The sequence below is a fragment of the Variovorax saccharolyticus genome, from assembly GCF_030316765.1.
Taxonomy (GTDB): Bacteria; Pseudomonadota; Gammaproteobacteria; order Burkholderiales; family Burkholderiaceae_C; genus Variovorax; species Variovorax saccharolyticus.
In genome coordinates, this window is sequence record NZ_JASZYT010000002.1 from 65,043 (window position 1) to 82,963 (window position 17,921).

19 protein-coding genes are annotated in these 17,921 nt (G+C 69.5%); 6 read left to right on the plus strand and 13 right to left on the minus strand.

Annotated elements, in window-relative coordinates:
* Positions 1-47 precede the first annotated feature (47 nt).
* The 3 genes from nirD to QTI45_RS06255 all read right to left on the minus strand — a co-directional run bounded on the left by nirD (position 48) and on the right by QTI45_RS06255 (position 3,873).
* Entirely contained in the window at positions 48-392 is a 345-nt protein-coding gene (nirD, locus tag QTI45_RS06245; RefSeq protein ID WP_286374377.1) for a nitrite reductase small subunit NirD, read from the minus strand.
* A gap of 19 nt (positions 393-411) precedes the next feature.
* Positions 412-2,946 (minus strand): nitrite reductase large subunit NirB, encoded by a 2,535-nt coding sequence (gene nirB / locus QTI45_RS06250; protein ID WP_286653816.1) that lies wholly within the window; start codon positions 2,944-2,946, stop codon positions 412-414.
* Between the two features lie 375 nt (positions 2,947-3,321).
* Positions 3,322-3,873, minus strand: a complete 552-nt coding sequence (locus QTI45_RS06255) for a hypothetical protein (protein ID WP_286374375.1) — start codon at positions 3,871-3,873, stop codon at positions 3,322-3,324.
* Between the two features lie 183 nt (positions 3,874-4,056).
* Between QTI45_RS06255 and QTI45_RS06260 the strand changes: the two genes are divergently transcribed.
* Both QTI45_RS06260 and QTI45_RS06265 read left to right on the plus strand, forming a co-directional pair.
* Entirely contained in the window at positions 4,057-4,665 is a 609-nt protein-coding gene (locus QTI45_RS06260; protein ID WP_286374374.1) for a DUF4337 domain-containing protein, read from the plus strand.
* A gap of 22 nt (positions 4,666-4,687) precedes the next feature.
* Positions 4,688-5,161: a glycerate kinase gene (locus tag QTI45_RS06265; RefSeq protein ID WP_286374373.1), complete on the plus strand. Its 474-nt coding sequence runs from the start codon at positions 4,688-4,690 to the stop codon at positions 5,159-5,161.
* Positions 5,162-5,185: 24 nt separating this feature from the next.
* Here the strand turns inward: QTI45_RS06265 and QTI45_RS06270 are convergent, their stop codons facing one another.
* Complete coding sequence (locus tag QTI45_RS06270) at positions 5,186-6,178, minus strand: recombination-associated protein RdgC (protein WP_286653817.1); 993 nt, start codon at positions 6,176-6,178, stop codon at positions 5,186-5,188.
* 120 nt (positions 6,179-6,298) lie between these two features.
* Between QTI45_RS06270 and QTI45_RS06275 the strand changes: the two genes are divergently transcribed.
* The 3 genes from QTI45_RS06275 to QTI45_RS06285 are packed head-to-tail and all read left to right on the plus strand — an operon-like array spanning position 6,299 to position 7,863.
* A complete protein-coding gene (locus tag QTI45_RS06275; RefSeq protein WP_286374371.1) occupies positions 6,299-7,237 on the plus strand; it encodes a branched-chain amino acid transaminase in 939 nt (312 codons plus the stop codon).
* Positions 7,238-7,244: 7 nt separating this feature from the next.
* Positions 7,245-7,457: a zinc-finger domain-containing protein gene (locus QTI45_RS06280; protein ID WP_286374370.1), complete on the plus strand. Its 213-nt coding sequence runs from the start codon at positions 7,245-7,247 to the stop codon at positions 7,455-7,457.
* A 25-nt stretch (positions 7,458-7,482) separates the two neighbouring features.
* Positions 7,483-7,863, plus strand: a complete 381-nt coding sequence (locus tag QTI45_RS06285) for a hypothetical protein (protein WP_286653818.1) — start codon at positions 7,483-7,485, stop codon at positions 7,861-7,863.
* Here QTI45_RS06285 and QTI45_RS06290 read toward each other — a convergent pair.
* From QTI45_RS06290 to QTI45_RS06330, 9 genes are all read right to left on the minus strand, one after another.
* The gene (locus QTI45_RS06290; protein WP_286374368.1) at positions 7,794-9,017 is read right to left on the minus strand and encodes an O-antigen ligase family protein; all 1,224 of its coding nucleotides are present in this window, start codon (positions 9,015-9,017) and stop codon (positions 7,794-7,796) included. The two genes, QTI45_RS06285 and QTI45_RS06290, sit on opposite strands and share 70 nt — an antisense overlap.
* Positions 9,018-9,052: 35 nt before the next feature.
* Positions 9,053-10,240, minus strand: a complete 1,188-nt coding sequence (locus QTI45_RS06295) for a sensor histidine kinase (protein ID WP_286374367.1) — start codon at positions 10,238-10,240, stop codon at positions 9,053-9,055.
* Between the two features lie 18 nt (positions 10,241-10,258).
* Positions 10,259-10,972: a response regulator gene (locus QTI45_RS06300; RefSeq protein WP_286374366.1), complete on the minus strand. Its 714-nt coding sequence runs from the start codon at positions 10,970-10,972 to the stop codon at positions 10,259-10,261.
* A gap of 112 nt (positions 10,973-11,084) precedes the next feature.
* The gene (locus tag QTI45_RS06305) at positions 11,085-12,707 is read right to left on the minus strand and encodes an NAD(P)/FAD-dependent oxidoreductase (protein ID WP_286374365.1); all 1,623 of its coding nucleotides are present in this window, start codon (positions 12,705-12,707) and stop codon (positions 11,085-11,087) included.
* A gap of 10 nt (positions 12,708-12,717) precedes the next feature.
* Positions 12,718-13,548 carry a beta-ketoacyl synthase chain length factor gene (locus tag QTI45_RS06310; protein WP_286374364.1) on the minus strand — a complete coding sequence of 277 codons (831 nt, stop codon included), beginning with the start codon at positions 13,546-13,548 and terminating at the stop codon, positions 12,718-12,720.
* Entirely contained in the window at positions 13,545-14,723 is a 1,179-nt protein-coding gene (locus QTI45_RS06315) for a beta-ketoacyl-[acyl-carrier-protein] synthase family protein (protein WP_286374378.1), read from the minus strand. Before QTI45_RS06315 ends, QTI45_RS06310 begins: the two co-directional genes overlap by 4 nt.
* A 115-nt stretch (positions 14,724-14,838) precedes the next feature.
* On the minus strand, positions 14,839-15,276 hold the full coding sequence (locus QTI45_RS06320; RefSeq protein ID WP_286374363.1) for a type II toxin-antitoxin system VapC family toxin: 438 nt from the start codon (positions 15,274-15,276) through the stop codon (positions 14,839-14,841).
* Positions 15,273-15,596, minus strand: coding sequence for a FitA-like ribbon-helix-helix domain-containing protein (locus QTI45_RS06325; RefSeq protein WP_286374362.1), 324 nt, complete (start codon positions 15,594-15,596; stop codon positions 15,273-15,275). Before QTI45_RS06325 ends, QTI45_RS06320 begins: the two co-directional genes overlap by 4 nt.
* 51 nt (positions 15,597-15,647) lie before the next feature.
* Positions 15,648-16,994 (minus strand): AmpG family muropeptide MFS transporter, encoded by a 1,347-nt coding sequence (locus tag QTI45_RS06330; RefSeq protein ID WP_286374361.1) that lies wholly within the window; start codon positions 16,992-16,994, stop codon positions 15,648-15,650.
* 36 nt (positions 16,995-17,030) lie between these two features.
* Between QTI45_RS06330 and QTI45_RS06335 the strand changes: the two genes are divergently transcribed.
* Positions 17,031-17,867: a M48 family metallopeptidase gene (locus QTI45_RS06335; RefSeq protein ID WP_286374360.1), complete on the plus strand. Its 837-nt coding sequence runs from the start codon at positions 17,031-17,033 to the stop codon at positions 17,865-17,867.
* The last annotated feature ends 54 nt before the right edge of the window (positions 17,868-17,921 follow it).

Sequence of the window (17,921 nt, forward strand, 5' to 3'; positions counted from 1 at the left end):
GGGATTCCTTGGAGACTTGAAATGAAGTGAAGCCGCGATGCGGGGGATCAGGCGAGCGCGACCAGCACGCGGCCCTCATGGACGCGCACCGCATGGGCGCGCACCGAGTGCTCTGGCGCCTCGATGCATTCGCCGCTCTGCAGGTCGAAGTGGTTCTTGTAGAGCGGCGAGGCGACGACGATGCGCTCGCCGATGCTGCCCACCAGTCCGCGCGAGAGCACGCTGGCGCCGGCCTTGGGGTCGACGTTGTCGATGGCGTAGAGCGCCTGCTCGCGGCCGACGCGGAAGATCGCGACATGCACGCCCTCGACCAGGGCGCAGACGCCGGTGTCGGGCAGGATGTCGCCGGCGGCGCAGACCGCGGTCCAGCGGGAGGTTTCGGTGTTGCTCATGGGGGAGGTCCTCGGGTGTTCAGGCGGTGGCGACGTCGGTGCTGCCGGATTCGGCGCGTTCTTCCACGCGGGCCGGCCGGATCTGGCCGCGCTCCTGCACGAACACGATGTGCTCGTCGGGCTTCTCGCTGTTGACGAAGGAGCGGAAGCGCTGGCGCGTGACCGGGTCGTTCACCGCGGTCTTCCACTCGCACTGGTAGGTGTCGACCACGTGCTGCATCTGGGCTTCGAGCTCGGCGCCGAGGCCGAGCGTGTCGTTGATCAGCACGCCCTTGAGGTAGTCGAGCCCGCCCTCGAGGTTGTCGCGCCAGGTGCTGGTGCGCTGCAGCCGGTCGGCGGTGCGCACGTAGAACATCAGGAAGCGGTCGATCAGCCGGACCAGCTCGTCCTTGCCCAGGTCGGAGGCGATCAGCTCGGCGTGGCGCGGCTTCATGCCGCCGTTGCCGCAGACGTAGAGGTTCCAGCCCTTGTCGGTGGCGATGATGCCGACGTCCTTGCCCTGCGCCTCGGCGCATTCGCGGGTGCAGCCCGAGACGCCGAACTTGATCTTGTGCGGCGCGCGCAGGCCCTTGTAGCGGTTCTCCAGCTCGACTGCGAGGCCGACGCTGTCGGCGACGCCGAAGCGGCACCAGGTCGAGCCGACGCAGCTCTTCACGGTGCGCAGCGACTTGCCGTAGGCATGGCCCGATTCGAAGCCGGCGGCGATCAGCTCCTCCCAGATCGGCGGCAGCTGCTCGACGCGGGCACCGAACAGGTCCACCCGCTGGCCGCCGGTGATCTTGGTGTAGAGGCCGTACTTCTTCGCCACCTGGCCGACCGCGATCAGCCCCTCGGGCGTGACCTCGCCGCCGGGCATGCGCGGCACGACCGAATAGCTGCCGTCCTTCTGGATGTTGCCGAGGAAGTAGTCGTTGCTGTCCTGCAATGAGGCCAGGTCCTTCTTGAGCACGAACTCGTTCCAGCAGGACGCGAAGATGCTGGCGGCGGTGGGCTTGCAGACCACGCAGCCCAGGCCCTTGCCGTGCCTGGCCAGCAGGTCCTCGAAGCTGCGGATCTCGCCGACGCGGATCAGGTGGTACAGCTCCTGGCGCGAATAGGGGAAATGCTCGCAGAGGTGGTTGTCGACCGCCAGGCCGCGCCTGGCCATCTCGGCCTTCATCACCTGGGCCACCAGCGGCACGCAGCCGCCGCAGGTGGCGCCGGCCTTGGTGCAGGCCTTGAGTTCGGCGGTGCTGCAGGCGCCTTCGGCGACGGCCGCGCAGATCTGTCCCTTGGTGACGCTGTTGCACGAGCAGATCTGGGCGCTGTCGGGCAGCGAATCCACGCCGAGGCCAGGCTTGGCCTTGCCGTCGCTCGAAGGCAGGATCAGGAATTCCGGATCGGCCGGGAGCTGGATGCCGTTGAGCGCCATCTGCAGCAAGCTGCCGTATTCGGTGGCGTCGCCGACCAGCACCGCTCCCAGCAGCTGCTTGCCGTCCTCGCTGACCACGATCTTCTTGTAGATCTGCTTGTGCTCGTTGACGTACTGGTAGGCGCGCGACCGCGGCGTCTTGCCGTGCGCGTCGCCGATGCTGGCGACATCGACGCCCATCAGCTTGAGCTTGGTGCTCATGTCGGCGCCGGTGAAGGCGGCGTCGTCCTGGCCGGCGATGTGCCGGGCGGCCACGCGGGCCATGTCGTAGCCCGGCGCGACCAGGCCGAAGGTCTGCTCGTTCCAAGAGGCGCATTCGCCGATCGCGTAGACGTCGCGGTCGCTGGTGCGGCAGTGGCTGTCGATCGCCACGCCGCCGCGCGGGCCGACCGCCAGCACGCACTGGCGCGCCAGTTCGTCGCGCGGCCGGATGCCGGCGGAGAACACGATCATGTCGGTCTCCAGGTGGCTGCCGTCGGCGAACACCATGCGGTGGCGCGCGCTCGCGCCGTCGGTGATCTCCACCGTGTTGCGGCCGGTGTGCACGTGCAGGCCCAGGCCCTCGATGCTGTTGCGCAGCGCGCGCCCGCCGCCTTCGTCGACCTGCACCGCCATCAGCCGCGGCGAGAACTCGACCACGTGGGTTTCGAGGCCCATGTCGCGCAGGGCCTTGGCGCATTCGAGGCCCAGCAGGCCGCCGCCGACGACCACGCCGGTCTTCGAGCGGGCGCCGCTGGCCTTCATGGCCTCGAGGTCCTCGATGGTGCGATAGACGAAGCAGTGCGGGCGGTCGCGGCCCGGCACCGCAGGCACGAAGGGCGCCGAGCCAGTGGCCAGCACCAGCTTGTCGTAGTGCAGCACCTCGCCGTCTGCGGTGGTGACGGTGTTGTCGCGCCGCTCGATGGCGACGGCGCGGGCGGCCAGGCGCAGCGTGAAGCCGCTGCGCTCGAAGAAGCCGGGCTCGACCAGCGACAGGTCTTCCGCCGTCTTGCCGGCGAAGAACTCGGACAGGTGCACCCGGTCGTAGGCCGGACGCGGCTCCTCGCACAGCACCGTGACCTGCGCATCGGCGAGGCCGAGCTCGTGGAGTTGCTCGAGAAACTTGTGGCCCACCATGCCGTGGCCAATCACTGCGATTTTCATGTCGGATTCCTGCACGCGGCCGCTCGAGCGACGGGGTCAGGACCACAGGAAAAGGCTGTCGGAAAGACAGCCTGCAGTGGGCCCCCGCGCTGAACGGATGCGAATTGGGTTGGAACAGGCGAACCGGTGGCGTCGTTACCGGTGGTTCGCTCGAATCCCGCCGTCATTAGCGGAGGCACTGCAAAAATCCGCGGCAACGCTGCCGGCGGAACAGTGGAGCTTGTCAAGCAACATCCATGCCGGAGGCTTCCGGGCCTGTTCGGGCGGAAATCGGCGCCGACGCGGCCGCAGGCAGGCGCGCGCTGCGCCTTTGTGGCGCATCGGTCGCCGGTTTGGTGCGGATGAACCGCCGGCCACTCAACGTTTCGCCGAGGGCTACTCCGGGCAGAGTGCCAGCGCGGCACGCGCTTCGGCGCAACCGGCTGCGGCCGGAACCACGGCCTCGCCGCCGGGAGCGGCGACCGCGGTCAGGGCCGCCTCGGAGGGTGCGGGCGCGTAGTCGGGGGCTGGATCCGGGCCGGTCGGGGCCGAAGCCCCGGAGGGCCCGGCGGGGGGGCTGCTTGCTGTGCCGGACGTGGCCGCAGCGGAAATCGAGGTCCAGGTCCGCTGCCAGGCGGCGGCGACCGAATTCCGGACCAGCGACCATTCGGCGGGGCCGCGGCGCAACTCCTCGGGGACCGAGGGCGCGAGCAGCAGCAACAGGAAGATGAGCAGCAGGCTGATGCGCGTGGGCACCGATCGGCCGCGCCGCGGCCGGGGGGCCGGCGGCGCTCGCAGTGCTTGATGCTGCAGCGAGAGCGAATCGGGGAAGGTGCTGGCGGACAGGTGGGCGCTGAAGCGCACGCCCGAGAACCTGCCCTTGCACAGGCAGCAATACCTGGCGCGGTCCTTGTTGGCCGTGTGGCAGTCGTTGCAGTACTTTGTCATGGCGAGCGGCCCCTCTCTTGTCCTGCGCCAGCCTTCTGCCGCACGTCAGCAGATCGCGCATGCCCTTGTGGGGATCCGATGAATGGAAAATAGCGCGCCATCGCATCGAGTTCAAGCAGGGTCCACGGATGGGCATACTTGCGCCCGCTCTAGACCATTCAATTCAATATTCGGGAGACAGCGATGTCAGGAAGCGGCTTTCACGTGCACGGACCGCACGACCACGAGCTCGAGCACGCCGGTTCGCACGATGCCCATCCTGCGGATGCAGGCGACGGCACCGGACGCAAGAGCATGACCAGCCAGATCGCGGTGTGCACCGCGATCATCGCCACGGTCGGGGCGATATTCGCCTACATGGGCGGCCACACCCAGGCCAACGCGGGCCTCTACAAGAACAACGCGGGCATCAAGAAGACCGAGGCCTCGAACCAGTGGAACTTCTACCAGGCCAAGAGCACGAAGCAGTCCCTCGCCGAGCTCGCGCGCGACATGTCGTCGGAGGACCGCAAGGTGTCCTGGCAGGACAAGATCGCCCGCTACGACAAGGAGAAGGCAGAGATCCTGCTGGTCGCGCAGCAGCTCGAGAAGGAAGCCGTCGACTGGGACCGGAAGTCCGAAGAGCAGATGCACCAGCACCACCGCTGGGCCCAGGCGACCACCGCGCTCCAGGTATCGATCGCGCTGGCGGCCATGGCGCTGCTCACGCGCCGCAAGTGGCTCGAGTGGGGAATGCTCGGCGTCGCCGGGGTGGGGATCATCGTCGGCGCGCTGGCCGCCTTCCACATCTGAGCGGCGCGCGACAATCCCGCCCATGAATCTCAGCAAACTCTTCGTCCCCGTCGGCGGCCTGATCCTGCTCGGCGTGGCCTATCGCAGCTACGGCTGGGCCGGCGTCGCGCTGGTCGGCGGCGCCATCGTCATGTTCCTGTTGATGCACTTCAACCGCACGATGCAGGTGCTCAAGCGCGCGGCCGACCGGCCGATCGGCACGGTTGCCAGTGCGGTCATGCTCAACGCCAAGCTCAAGCGCAAGGCCACGCTGCTGCACGTGATCGCCATGACGCGCGCGCTCGGCGAGCTGCGTTCGCCCAAGGACGAGCAGCCCGAGCTGTTCCGCTGGACCGATGCCGGCGGCTCCTGGGTCGATGTCACCTTCGTCGGCGGCAAGGTCACCGAATGGACCCTGGTGCGTCCCGAGGCGATCGAAGACGAGACTGCAGCCGGGGCGCCGAGCGCCGATGCGGTCAAGCCCGGCGCGGCGGACGCGCTGCGCCCGCCGGTCTGAGCAAGCTCAGGGCCTGAACGGGCCCTAGAACGGCGCGGATTCGTCTTCCAGCGCCGCTTCTTCGGCCGGGCGCGCCGACGGGGTCGCGGGCGCCGCATCCGTGGCCGCCGCGGTGCCGAGCTTCATCTCGCCGCCCAGCGCCTCCAGCAGCTCGGGCACCAGTTGGCCCAGCTCGCCGGTGGCGATCGCCGCGTTGGCGTCGAAGTCGTCTTCCTTGCCGCCGGCCGGCGCGTCGTCCAGCGTGCCTTCGAGGAACACGATCTTGCGCAGCTGCAGGCCTTCGGTCAGCTCGAAGGAGACGCGGTCGTCCCAGGACATCGCGAGCCGGGTCGGGCGCTTGCCGGCGGCGATGTGCTCGCGCACCTCGTCGATGTCCAGCGGGTGCTTGGCGTAGCGCACCACGGCCTTGGATTCGTCGGTGGCCTTGAGCTCGCACTCGCGGTCGATCGTGAAACCGGCGGGCGGCTCCTGGCTCGACAGCCATTCGGACATCGCCGCCGCCGGCTCGACCTGCGAGTTGACCAGGGCCACCGCGAAGCCATCGAGCGATTTCACCAAGCTAGTGACCACTTCGTCGGCACGCGCCGCGTTGCTTGAGTTCACCACCAGCCGGCGGGCCTTCGGGTCGATCCACACCGCGACCCGCGCATGGCGCGTGAAGGCCAGCGGCAGCAGCTCGTGGGTGACGTCTTCCTTGAGTTCCTTCTTTTCCTTCTTGCCGGGCTTGCGGCCGGTGGTGGCCTCGATCTGGGCCGCGCGTTCGTCGACCTTGCGGCGCACGACGGAGGCGGGCAGGGTCTTGGTCTCGATCATGTATTCGAGCAGCCACTGGCCGGCGACCGATTCGGCCAGCGGGCCGTGTTCCTGGCCGCGGGGCTCGACCCAGCCGGCGGATTTTTCCTGCGACGGGCTGCAGGGGACGAAGCGCTGCGCGGCCAGCCCCTGCTCGACCTGGTCGAGCGACTGCGACCAGGTGGCTTCGATGCGGTAGACGATGACGTTCTTGAAGACGGACACTGAAATCCTTTTTCTCTGGCGGGTTGGCAAAAAACCGACCATTGTCGGTCCGGCGCCTTCGGCCCGCCGCCGTAAAATCGAAAGCTTTTGCGACATACCCCCCGGTTGAAGGACAAAGACATGAGCGCACTGCCCCCCGCACTGGACGATCGTGACGGCAAGATCTGGATGGACGGCGATCTCGTGGACTGGCGCGACGCCAAGATCCACGTGCTGACCCACACGCTGCACTACGGCTGCGGCGTCTTCGAGGGCGTGCGCGCCTACAACACGGTCAACGGCACCGCGATCTTCCGCCTGGCCGAGCACACCGAGCGGCTGTTCAACAGCGCCAAGATCCTGCGCATGAAGATCCCCTTCAGCCAGGAACAGGTCAACGAGGCCCAGAAACAGGTGGTGCGCGAGAACAAGCTCGACAGCTGCTACCTGCGCCCGCTGGTCTGGATCGGCTCCGAGAAGCTGGGCGTCAGCCCCAAGGGCAACAAGATCCACGCCATGGTCGCGGCCTGGGCCTGGGGCGCCTACCTGGGCGAAGAGGGCATGAAGCGCGGCATCCGCGTGAAGACCTCGAGCTACACGCGGCATCACGTCAACATCACGATGACGCAGGCCAAGGCGGTCAGCAACTACAGCAACTCGATCCTGGCCAACATGGAAGCGCTCGACGACGGCTACGACGAGGCGCTGCTGCTCGATGCCAGCGGCTTCGTCTCCGAAGGCGCGGGCGAGAACATCTTCGTGGTCAAGGGCGGCGTGGTCTACACGCCCGACCTGTCGGCCGGCGCGCTCAACGGCATCACGCGCAACACCATCCTGCACATCTGCAAGGACCTCGGCATCGAGGTCGTGCAGAAGCGCATCACGCGCGACGAGGTCTACATCGCCGATGAAGCCTTCTTCACCGGCACCGCGGCCGAGGTCACGCCGATCCGCGAACTCGACCGCGTCGAGATCGGCATCGGATCGCGCGGCCCCATCACCGAGAAGATCCAGAGCGCCTTCTTCGACATCGTGAACGGCAAGAACCCCAAATATGCCCACTGGCTCACCAAGGTCTGAAAAAGCGATGTCCACCCCCAAGAGCACCATCGAACTCCTCGCCCGCGACCTGAACGACCAGGGCGGCGTGTTCTGCCCGAACCCCAAGGCCGACATGCAGTTGTGGAGCGCCCACCCCAAGGTCTATCTCGACGTCGCGCGCACCGGCGAAGCCAAGTGCCCGTACTGCGGCACGGTCTACCGGCTCAAGGCCGGCGAGGCGGCAGGCCACCACCACTGAGCCTGCCGGGGTTGCTGTGCGCGGCTTGTACCTTGTCAACGTCAAGCTTGGGCGAGGCTCGAACGGCACCCTGCCGTCGACCCTCGCGGGTGCCTATGTGTCGGCCTACGCGACGGCGCCGGACCCCGAGTCCGCCACGCGGCTCGCGGTCAGCAAGCTGACCTCGAAGGGCTTCGAGTTCCTGGCCACCCAGGGGCCGATCAGCCGGCTCGATCCCGGCGAGTGGTCGCGCCATGTCGCGCAGGCGTGGCCCGAGTTCATCGACGAACTGCCCAAGCAGGAAGAACTCGCCGCCGGCCTCGAGCGCGAAATGGTGTTCTTCGGGCCGTTCGTGGGCTACGAGCGCCGCAGCGAAGGCAGCAGCCCGCGCCACGAATCCCCCGGCTCCTGCGCCAGCCGCAGGTAGACCATCGCGACCCACAGCAGCGCCAGCCCGATCTGGGCATCGCGCAGCGCCGAGTTGACGCTGGTGGCGATCAGCAGCACCAGCGTGGCGACGAAGGCCTGGCGCCCGGCCAGGTCGTCGCGGCGCCAGGCGATCCAGACCGAGGCCAGCACGATCACCAGCAGGCTCAGCGCGCCGGGCACGCCACCCTGCGCGCCCATCCACAGGAAGTCGTTGTGGGGCATGTTCTTGTAGTCGAGCAGCTTGGGCCCGCGCAGGTGCCATTGCTCGGTCCAGCCGCCGATGCCCCAGCCGTCGAAGGGCCGGTCGATGATCATGCGGGCCGTGTCGCGGTACATGTAGTAGCGCACGACCCAGCTGGCCTCGGAGATCTCGCCGGCCTGCGCGGCCTCGATCTCCTGGATGCCGACCGCGAACTTCTGCTGCACCACCGGCGAGTTCCACAGCACGCCGATCGCGATCGCGCCGCCCACCATCATCACCACCGCCAGCACCTTGAGCTGCCGCCGCCACTGGTGCACGCAGGCGGCCGGGATCACCAGCAGCAGCGCCAGCAGCGAGGTGCGCGAGGGCAGCGTGAAGGTGATGATCGCCATCACGGCCGGGACCAGCGCGAAGGCCGCGAGGGCCCGCCAGGGGCGATGTCCGGTGAGCGCCTTGAGCCCGTACACCGTGGCCGTCGCGGCCATGATGGTGAACAGCAGCGCATTGCTGATCGACTTGTTGCCGATCAGGATCAGCACGCCGCGCCAGGGCTCCAGCATCGGGAAGCCCACGGTGTAGTAGAGCGCGATCATCACGATGTTCACGAGCCCCATGATCCAGAAGCCGCGTACCGCCCAGACCGCCTCTTCGCGCGTGAGCGCCAGTGCCATCAGCACGGTGGCCGCGATGCGCAGCCCGTGCACCAGGTTCGACGCCGTCTCGGGGTAGTGCGGCCCGATCGCCAGGATGACCAGCGTCCAGACCACGTAGGCCATCACCGGCCACCACATCGGGTTGCCGCGCAGCCGGACCGCCCGTTCGCGCCAGCCGCCCGCGGCCAGCAGCGCGACCATCAGCAGCAGCGCCGACAGGTAAGTGACGCCGACCGGCATGAACACCGTCAGCCCCCAGAACATGGCCGCGGGCCTGACGATGTGCGATCTCTGCATAGGGGGCGGATTTTAGGATGCCGCCCGAGGCCGGCTCAGTGCGGCAGGGTGATCACGAAGCTGGCGCCGCCGCCGGGCCGGTCCTCGCAGCGCACGCTGCCGCCGTGGCGCTCGGTGATCGACTTCACCAGCGCCAGGCCGAGGCCGACGCCGCCGTTGCGCTCGCTGGCGCCGGGCAGGCGGTAGAAGGGCTCGAAGATGCGGTCGCGCTGCGTCACCGGCACGCCGGGGCCGCGGTCGTTGACGCGGATCTCGGCCTGGCCGGCGCGGCTGCCGATCTCCAGGTTGATCTCGCCGGCGCCGTAGCGGCCGGCGTTCTCGAGCAGGTTGCGGATCGCGCGCCGCAGCAGGCGCGGCACGCCGCGCACCGTCAGGGCCTCGCTGTCGGTGCCTTCCTTCACTTCGAGGTCGGCATCGACCCGGGCGCATTCCTCGGCCGCCAGGCCCGTGAGGTCGACCGTCTCGATGGTGCCCATGTCGGACTCCTTGGCATCGAGCCGGCTGGCCAGCAGGATCTCGTCGATCAGCTGGTCGAGTTCGGCGATGTTGCGCGAGATCTCTTCCCGGGCTCCGGGATTGGGCCGATCGCCCATCAGCTCGAGGCTCATGCGGATGCGCGTCAGCGGCGAGCGCAGCTCGTGCGAGGCATTGGCCAGCAGCGACTTGTGCGAGCGCACTAGCTCCTCGATGCGCCCGGCCGCGGCATTGAAGCCGTTGGCCAGGTCGGCGACTTCGTCCTGCCCCGGATCGGGCACGCGCACCGACAGGTCGCCCTCGCCCCAGCGCTGCACGCCGCGCTGCAGCACCTCGAGCCGCTTGGTGAGCCGGCGCACGATCGGATAGACGCCCAGCGCCACGATGATGCCGACGATCGCCACCATCCAGCCGAGGCCGAAAGGCGTGCGCCAGGCCAGGATGCCGGGCGGCGGGCCCCCGGGCCGCCCGCGCGGCGCCACCTGCAGCGTCAGCGCGCGGCCGTCTTCGAGCATGACGTCGAAGGTGAGCCCCGCGCCCGGCACGCGCGTGGCGGTGCCGGAGCCGATCGGGCGGTCCTTGGAGTCGAGCACCGAGACTTCGCGCGGCAGCGGCGCGAGCCGTTCGCGCTCGCTCTCGGCGGCTTCGCGCACGATCCAGTTGGCCGTCAGCGTGAGGATGAAGACGCCCGCCACCACCGCCAGCCAGATGCGGACGTACAGGTGGCGGCGGTAGAGGTTGAGGATCATGTCGGTCCGGCGCCGCTTTCAGTCCTGCTGCTTGGCGAAGACGTAGCCGACGCCGCGCACCGTGAGGATGCGTTTCGGATTCTTGGCATCGACCTCGATGGCGGCCCGGATGCGGCCCATGTGGACGTCGATCGAGCGGTCGAAGGCCTCGAGCTCGCGGCCGCGCACGGCTTCCATGATCTGGTCGCGCGTGAGCACGCGGCCGGCGCGCTCGGCCATCGCGACCAGCAGGTCGAACTGGTAGGAGGTGAGGTCGGCCGGCTCCCCGCCGACCGTGACGGTGCGTGCGTTGCGGTCGATGTCGAGCGAGCCGAAGCGCATCACGGCGGGACCCTCGGCCGCGCCGGCGGTCTCGCCGCGGCGGCGCAGCACGGCGCGGATGCGCGCCAGCAGCTCGCGCGGCTCGAAGGGCTTGGGCAGGTAGTCGTCGGCGCCGATCTCCAGGCCGATGATGCGGTCCATCGGGTCGCCCTTGGCGGTCAGCATGAGCACCGAGACCTTGGCCTGGCCGCCCGGCAGCGAGCGGATGCGGCGGCAGACCTCGAGCCCGTCGGTGTCGGGCAGCATCAGGTCGAGGATCACCAGGTCGGGCGAGCGCTGCTGCAGCATCTCGAGCCCGCTGGCCCCGTCGGTGGCATGCGCGAAGCCGAAGCCCGACTGCGTCAGGTACTCGCCCACCATCTGCGCCAGGCGGGTGTCGTCTTCGATCATCAGGAGTTGGGGTGTGCTCATCGGTCTGTCTCCGTGCGGCGTGCCACGGTGGTTGTTGGGGGAGTAGCTTCCTCCTGCGCGGTCGCGCAGGCTTGAACGCTTCGTAAAGTTGGGTAAACCTTGGTGACGGCTGTCATCCGGTCTCGAAGAGCCGAGGGCCGGTGCCCGCGGCGGCCGCCGCCGGCGCCCGGGCCAGCAGGGCGGCCAGCGCGCCGCCTTCCAGCTCCGGGTGGTCGCGGGTCGCGCGCGCCAGCATCTCGCCCGCCAGCGTGGCCAGCCGTTCGGCCGACTGCCGCATGCGGTGTTTGAAGGCCTCGTCGTCGAGCCTGTCGTTGAGGCTGCGGTTGAGCTCCGCGAACCATGGCAGCGCCGCCTGGTCGAGCATCACGGCCGGGTTGCGCCGGTGGCTGACGGCCGACCAGGCGCGAAAGAAGGCCTGTGCCGCAAGGTTGAGCCGCTGGCAGTGCTGGAGTTCGTCGCGCAGGCTGCCCAGCACGGCGAGGTCGGTCAATCGCTGCTGGAAGAAGATCTGCGCCAGCACGCCCCAGTAGTAGGTGTAGTCCCAGATGACCTTCGCCGGCAGCACCTCGGGGTCTCCGAACAGCGGGTACTGGTCGGTGTAGAGCGCCAGCGTGCTTTCGTAGAACGAGTGGTAGATCTGGTCGTAGAGCTGGGCCCGCGCCTCCAGCGCATGGCCGGCGCGGTCGTGCGCGACCAGGTCGCAGATGTAGGTATTGCCGACCGCGATGAAGTCGCTGCCGGGCGAATAGAACGGGTCGAGGAACAGCCCGGCCTCGCCGGTGAGCGCCCAGCGCCGGCCCGAGAACACCTGCTTGCAGCCGTAGGAGAAGTTGCGCAGGAAGGCGAAATCCTGCAGCAGGTGGCGCTTGTCGTCGAGGGCGTCGTACAGGCGCGGCTGCCAGGTTTGGAGCCAGTCCATGGCGCGCTCGAAGCTGTCCATGCGGTCGAGCGGATGCAGGCGCGGGTCGGCCACGATGCCGACCGAGTGCGAGCCGGAGGCCAACGGGATCAGCCATACCCAGTAGCCGGCGCCGACCAGGTGGTTGGTCGACAGCCAGCGCGACTGCGGCTCGCAGCGCGTGCGCCACTGCGGGTCGTCGGACCAGTCGTCGACCGGGATGCGCTCGCCGATGCGGAACCAGACGGCGTTGCATTCGTGGGCGTTGGCCTGCTGCAGGCCGAGCTTGCGCTTGAGCATGCCGGCACGGCCGCAGGCATCGACCAGCCAGCGGCTGCGGATCGCATGCGTCTGCCCGCCGTCGGACCATTCGATGCAATGCGGCTCGCGGGAGTCTTCGGCCAGGTCGATGCGGCGCACGGTCGCGCTGTCGATGAAGCGCACGCCCTGGCGCGTGGCCTCTTCGGCCAGGTAGTTCTCGAAGATGCCGCGGTCGATCTGGTAGCTCGGCACCGAGAGGTAGCGGCTGGCGCCGATCTCGGTCACCTGGTCGATGTCGCGCCGGCCCTCGCTGAAGAAGAAGCGGAAGCCGAACTTGCGCAGCTGGGCGGCCTGCATGTGCGGCTTGAGGCCGAGCACGGTGTCGAAGTAGTGGGCGCCGATCTCGACCGATGACTCGCCCACCTTGTGGGTGGCGTGCGGCACCGGGTGCGAGCGGCGCTCGAGCACCACGACATCGATGTCGGGAAAGCGCTGGCGCAGCTGCAGCGCCAGCGTGAGTCCCGCCAGTCCGCCACCCATGATCACGACATCGTGCGCGTGGTGGGCAGCGTCCATGGGCGGGCCTTCAGCTCTGCGTTTCGAGCTGGAGTTCGGGCTGCAGCTGCAGCTGCAGCGACAGCGTGGCCGACAGTGGCAGGCTCAGCGACTCCGGCTCTGCGCGGGCCAGCGCCTCGAACAGCGGCAGCGCATCGGCCATGGCGTTGACCTCCAGCGCGCGAGCCGCGGCGCTGCGGGCCCGCGTCGCCGGCGCGGCGCCGGCGGCCAGCGTCCATTCGAACGAGGCCACGGTGCGGGCGGTGCGCGTGGGCGACAGCACCAGGGCCACGGCCAGCATCTCGCGGCTGGTGGTGACCGAGGCCAGCGCGCCGACGGCCGGCATGTCGTAGCCGGCCAGCAGCACGGCGCGCTGGTCGGCGGCGCACTGCGCGGCCGCTTCGAGCAGGCCGGAAGCGAAGCTGCTCTCGTAGGCGGCGAGCGAGTTGCTGGCCGCCATGCAGCCCGTGCCGATGGTCCAGTAGCCGACCGCGGCGTTATGCACCGAGTTGTGGAACTTGATCGGCGACAGCAGCAGCGGGTCGGTCGCCAGCGTACCGCACATGTAGTCGTTGATGCCGAGGTCGCCGTGCGCCGAGGCGAACACGCAGGGCAGGTCGGCGGCATTGCGGCCCGAGGCGGCCACGGCGGCGGCCGCCACTTCGAGCGCCAGCGCCACCGTGTCGGGTGCGCGGCGGCGTTCGGCCGGCGCCAGCAGCTGCGGCGAGGGCCGCTTGGCGGGCGGGTCGGCCGGCGCGCCTTCGCCGCGGAAGACCGCGCTGGCGATCTCCCAGCCCGGCAGCGTCGCAGCCCAGAAGGCCGGGCCTTCGATGTAGAGGGTGGGGGTCTTTGCTGCGCTCATGCTGCGGCTCCCTTGCCGAAGACCAGCGAGCAGTTGTTGCCGCCGAAGCCGAATGAATTGCTCAGTGCATAGCGCACCTCGCCGCGGGCGGGCTGCAGCTTGATCTGCGGACCGCAGTCGGCGTCGAGCGTGGTGGTGTTCACGTTGCCCGGCTTCAGGCCGGTCTCGATCGCCAGCAGGCTGATCACGGCCTCGACGATGCCGGCCGCGCCCAGCGTGTGGCCGGTGAAGCCCTTGGTCGAGCTGGCGTGGGTGGTGTCGGGGAAGCGGCGGGCCACCATCGCGCCTTCGACCTCGTCGTTCTTGGTGCTGGCGGTGCCGTGCATGTTGATGTAGTCGATGGCGTCGGTCGCCAGGCCGGCGCGGGCCAGGGCGTCGTCGAGCGCTTTCTCGGCGCCCAGGCCCTCGGGGTGCGGGGTCGACATGTGGTGGGCATCGCTGGCCTCGCCGTAGCCCAGCAGCTCGAGCGGGCCGCGGCCGCGCTCCACCAGCGCGAAGCCCGCGGCCTCGCCGAGGCTGATGCCGTTGCGGGCGGCGTCGAAGGGCCGGCAGGGCTCGGGCGACACCAGTTCGAGCGAGTTGAAGCCGAACAGCACGCTGCCGCACAGCGTGTCGACGCCGCCGACCACGGCCGCATCGACCAGGCCGAGGCGGATCAGGCGCTCGGCCGAGGCGAACACCTTGGCGCTCGACGAGCAGGCGGTGGAAATGGTCTCGGAGGGGCCTTCGAGGCCCAGCGCCTGCTGCACGAAGAGCGAGAGCGAATGCGGCGTGTGCACCTGCGGGCGCTGCTGGCCGGGCGGGAAGGCGCCATCGGCCAGCTGGGTGTAGGCGGCCTCGGTCTCGCCGATGCTGGAGGTCGAGGTGCCGAGGATCAGCGCGATGCGGGTCGGGCCGTAGCGCTCGCGGGCCGCGGCAACCGCTTCCAGGAAGCCGTCGGCCTGCAGGCCGAGCCAGGCCAGCCGGTTGTTGCGGCAGTCCCAGGATGCGAGCGCTTCGGGCAGTCGCAGTTCTTCGAGGCCGTCGACGCGGCCGATCCAGGTCGGCAACGGCGTGGCGCCGAAGTCGTTGGCGCGCAGGCCGCTGCGCGATTGCGCGAGCGCGTCGGTCATGGCGGCCTTGCCCACACCGACGGCCGAGGTCGCGGTGAAGGCGCTGATCTGCAAGGGGGGGATGCGTGAAGGTGTCACGTTGGAACGGGGGGGCGGGTGGGTAAAGCTCGACAGCCTACCAGTTGGACGCCGGCCCCCGGAGTCGGCCAATGCCTCGACCCTGCGCCGCCGGGGCGGTTCAGGGCAGCGTGCTCAGGTGAGCCTGCGCCGCGGCGGCGAGCCTGGCGTCGAAGGTCGCCAGCGGGGCCTTGAGCTCTGCTGCCAGCCAGAGGTAGGCGGCGTCGTACGCCGAGAGCCGGTAGCGCGCGGCCAGTTCGTATTGGGCGCCGAGGTCGACCGGGTGCAGGTCGATCTCGTAGGCGGCGTAGTCGGCGAGCGCGAGAGCAAGCGACGCCGCAGGCCAGTCCTGCAGGCGCTTCTTGAGCGCGACGCTGACGATCTCGTGGTCGAGCAGATTGGGCGCATGCAGCGCATGGCCGGCCAGGCGCGCCAGCGCGGCGTCGCGCGCCGGTTCGTCGAACAGGATGGCGACGATGGCGCTGCAGTCCACCACCATCGGCGGGCGCAGGCGATAGGCCGCCGGCGGCTCGGCCACATGGAGCGCAGGCGCGCTCAACGCGCGTCCCGGTCGGCGCGGATGATGTCGACCCCCAGCGGGCCGGCCTCGATGGGTGACGGGAAGCGGGCGCGGTGCTCGGCGGCGATCTGCTCGATCGGCTTGCCGCCGCGCCGCAGGATGGCGCGGCCGCCCCAGCCCTCGCCGACCGGCTGGGCCGGCGCCGGCGCCGGCCTGGGCGGCCCGTCAGGGGCGGCGTTGACCGCTTGCTCGATGATGGCCATCAACTCGCCCTGCAACGAGCGGTGATTGCGGGCCGCGCGCTGCCGCAGGCGCTCGGCCAGATCATCCGGAACATCCTTGACTGACAAGTTGGCCATGACCACCTCCAAAGTGGCTTCATTATGGCGCCACTCTGGATCTTCCGCGCATCAACCCCCGCGCGCTGCCCCGCCCCTGGCGGCGGCCCGGGACGCCAGCGCCACCAGGAGCAGCACCGGCACCCCCAGCGCCGCCGTCCCGATGAAGAAGGCGCTGTAGCCGAAGTTGTCGACGAACACGCCGGAATAGCCCGCGATGAACTTGGGCAGCAGCAGCATCAGCGAGCTGAACAGCGCGTACTGGGTGGCCGAATAGCTGACGTTGGTCAGGCTCGACAGGTAGGCGATGAAGGCCGCCGAGGCGATGCCGCCGGCCAGGTTGTCGGCCGACACCACCAGCACCAGCGCGGTCAGGTCGTGCCCGCGCGCGGCCAGGCCCGCGAACAGCAGGTTGCTGGCGGCGCTCAGCACCGCGCCCAGCATCAGCACCCGCATCACGCCCAGCCGCATCGACAGCACGCCGCCGACGAAGGCGCCGACCAGCGTCATCACCACCCCGTAGATCTTGCTGACCGTGGCGACCTCGTCCTTGGTGAAGCCCATGTCGACGTAGAACGGGTTGGCCATGATGCCCATCACGACGTCGCTGATGCGGTAGACGGCGATCAGCGACAGGATCAGCACCGCCTGCCAACGGTAGCGGCGGATGAAGTCGGCGAAGGGCTCGATCAGCACGCTGCGCAGCCACTCTCGAACGCCCTTGGGCTGGGGCAGGGCGGCACGCACCGGTTCGGGCGACAGCACCACCGTGACGACGCCGATCGCCATCGAGGCCGCCATCACGAGGTAGGCCGTCTTCCAGGCGGTGTTCTGGTAGCCCGCGAGGCCGGGCAGCTCGGCCCAGGCGGCGACCCACAGCACGCCGGCGCCGGCCCAGATCATCGCCAGCCGGTAGCCGGTCTGGTAGGCGGCGGCCAGCGCGGCCTGCTTGCGCGTGGCGGCGGATTCGATACGGAAGGCGTCGAGCGCGATGTCCTGCGTCGCCGAGGCGAAGGCGACCAGCAGGGCGCACCACACCAGCGGCGGCAGGCCGTCGCGGGGGTCGTTGAAGGCCATCCCCGCGAGGCCCGCGATCACGCCCATCTGCGCCAGCAGCAGCCAGCCGCGGCGGCGCCCCAGCAAGGTGGTCAGCGGCGGGATCGGCAGCCGGTCGACCAGCGGCGCCCACACCCACTTGAAGCCGTAGGCGAGCCCGACCCAGCTCAGGAAGCCGATGGTGCTGCGGTCGACCCCCGCCTCGCGCAGCCGGAAGCTCAGCGTGCCGAGCACCAGGAGCAGCGGCAGGCCGGCGGAGAAGCCCAGCGCAAACATGCGCAGCGTCGCGGGTTCGAGATAGACCTTGAGCGCGTCGCGCCAGGGCAGGGAAGGTGGGGCTTCGTCAGCCAGTGGTGCGGACATTGAGGGCGTGTCGTTGGGGCTGCTTATTATTCCCGCATGTGTCTGGCCTGCGATTTTCGATTCGGTCCCGTTCGCGGGCGGCGTGCCTTCCTGTTCGCGGCTGGCGCCGCCGTGGCGGCGCCAGCGCTCGCGCAGGTCGAGGTCGGCGAGGCGTCGGTGGCGCGCAATCTGGTGCCGGCGGAGAACATCGAGCGCGCCGGCGTCCAGCAATACCACCAGCTGCTGGCGCAGGCCCGGGCCAAGGGCCTGCTCGCGCCCGACGGCAATGCCCAGTTGCAGCGGCTGCGGGCCATCGCCTCGAAGATCATCCCGTACACCGCGCAGTGGAACCCGCGCGCCGCGGCGTGGAAATGGGAAGTCAACCTGATCGCCAGCAAGCAGATCAACGCCTTCTGCATGCCGGGCGGCAAGATCGCCTTCTTCACCGGCATCCTCGATCAGCTGAAGCTCAGCGACGACGAGGTCGCGATGGTCATGGGCCACGAGATGGCGCACGCGCTGCGCGAGCATGCGCGGGCGCGGCTCGCCAAGAACGCGGGAACCGGGGCCGCGCTGTCGATCGCGGCGCAGCTGCTGGGCCTCGGCCAGGCCGGCGACCTGGCGGCCCGGGCCGGCACGCAACTCATCACGCTCAAGTTCAGCCGCAGTGACGAGACCGATGCCGACCTGGTCGGGCTCGAACTGGCGGCGCGCGCGGGCTACGACCCGAAGGCCTCGGTGTCGCTGTGGACCAAGATGGCGAAGGCATCGAAGAGCGAAGGCGCGTTGGGTTTCCTCTCGACCCACCCGAGCGGGCCGGACCGCATCAAGGTACTGCAGGCCAACCTGCCCAAGGTGGAAGGACTGTCGGGTCGTCTTCAGCGCGGCGGCTGAGGGCAAGGCCCTCGGAGGGCCTGGCACATCCTTTGCAAGGCATCTTGTACACAA

Bases quoted from the DNA above. Each gene is read 5' to 3' on its own strand.
- QTI45_RS06335 (WP_286374360.1), top strand. From the start codon at position 17,031: ATGTGTCTGGCCTGCGATTTTCGATTCGGTCCCGTTCGCGGGCGGCGT.
- QTI45_RS06295 (WP_286374367.1), bottom strand. From the start codon at position 10,240: ATGATCCTCAACCTCTACCGCCGCCACCTGTACGTCCGCATCTGGCTG.
- QTI45_RS06265 (WP_286374373.1), top strand. From the start codon at position 4,688: ATGAATCTCAGCAAACTCTTCGTCCCCGTCGGCGGCCTGATCCTGCTC.
- QTI45_RS06255 (WP_286374375.1), bottom strand. From the start codon at position 3,873: ATGACAAAGTACTGCAACGACTGCCACACGGCCAACAAGGACCGCGCC.
- nirB (WP_286653816.1), bottom strand. From the start codon at position 2,946: ATGAAAATCGCAGTGATTGGCCACGGCATGGTGGGCCACAAGTTTCTC.
- QTI45_RS06330 (WP_286374361.1), bottom strand. From the start codon at position 16,994: ATGTCCGCACCACTGGCTGACGAAGCCCCACCTTCCCTGCCCTGGCGC.
- QTI45_RS06300 (WP_286374366.1), bottom strand. From the start codon at position 10,972: ATGAGCACACCCCAACTCCTGATGATCGAAGACGACACCCGCCTGGCG.
- nirD (WP_286374377.1), bottom strand. From the start codon at position 392: ATGAGCAACACCGAAACCTCCCGCTGGACCGCGGTCTGCGCCGCCGGC.
- QTI45_RS06305 (WP_286374365.1), bottom strand. From the start codon at position 12,707: ATGGACGCTGCCCACCACGCGCACGATGTCGTGATCATGGGTGGCGGA.
- QTI45_RS06290 (WP_286374368.1), bottom strand. From the start codon at position 9,017: ATGCAGAGATCGCACATCGTCAGGCCCGCGGCCATGTTCTGGGGGCTG.
- QTI45_RS06310 (WP_286374364.1), bottom strand. From the start codon at position 13,548: ATGAGCGCAGCAAAGACCCCCACCCTCTACATCGAAGGCCCGGCCTTC.
- QTI45_RS06325 (WP_286374362.1), bottom strand. From the start codon at position 15,596: ATGGCCAACTTGTCAGTCAAGGATGTTCCGGATGATCTGGCCGAGCGC.
- QTI45_RS06275 (WP_286374371.1), top strand. From the start codon at position 6,299: ATGAGCGCACTGCCCCCCGCACTGGACGATCGTGACGGCAAGATCTGG.
- QTI45_RS06260 (WP_286374374.1), top strand. From the start codon at position 4,057: ATGTCAGGAAGCGGCTTTCACGTGCACGGACCGCACGACCACGAGCTC.
- QTI45_RS06280 (WP_286374370.1), top strand. From the start codon at position 7,245: ATGTCCACCCCCAAGAGCACCATCGAACTCCTCGCCCGCGACCTGAAC.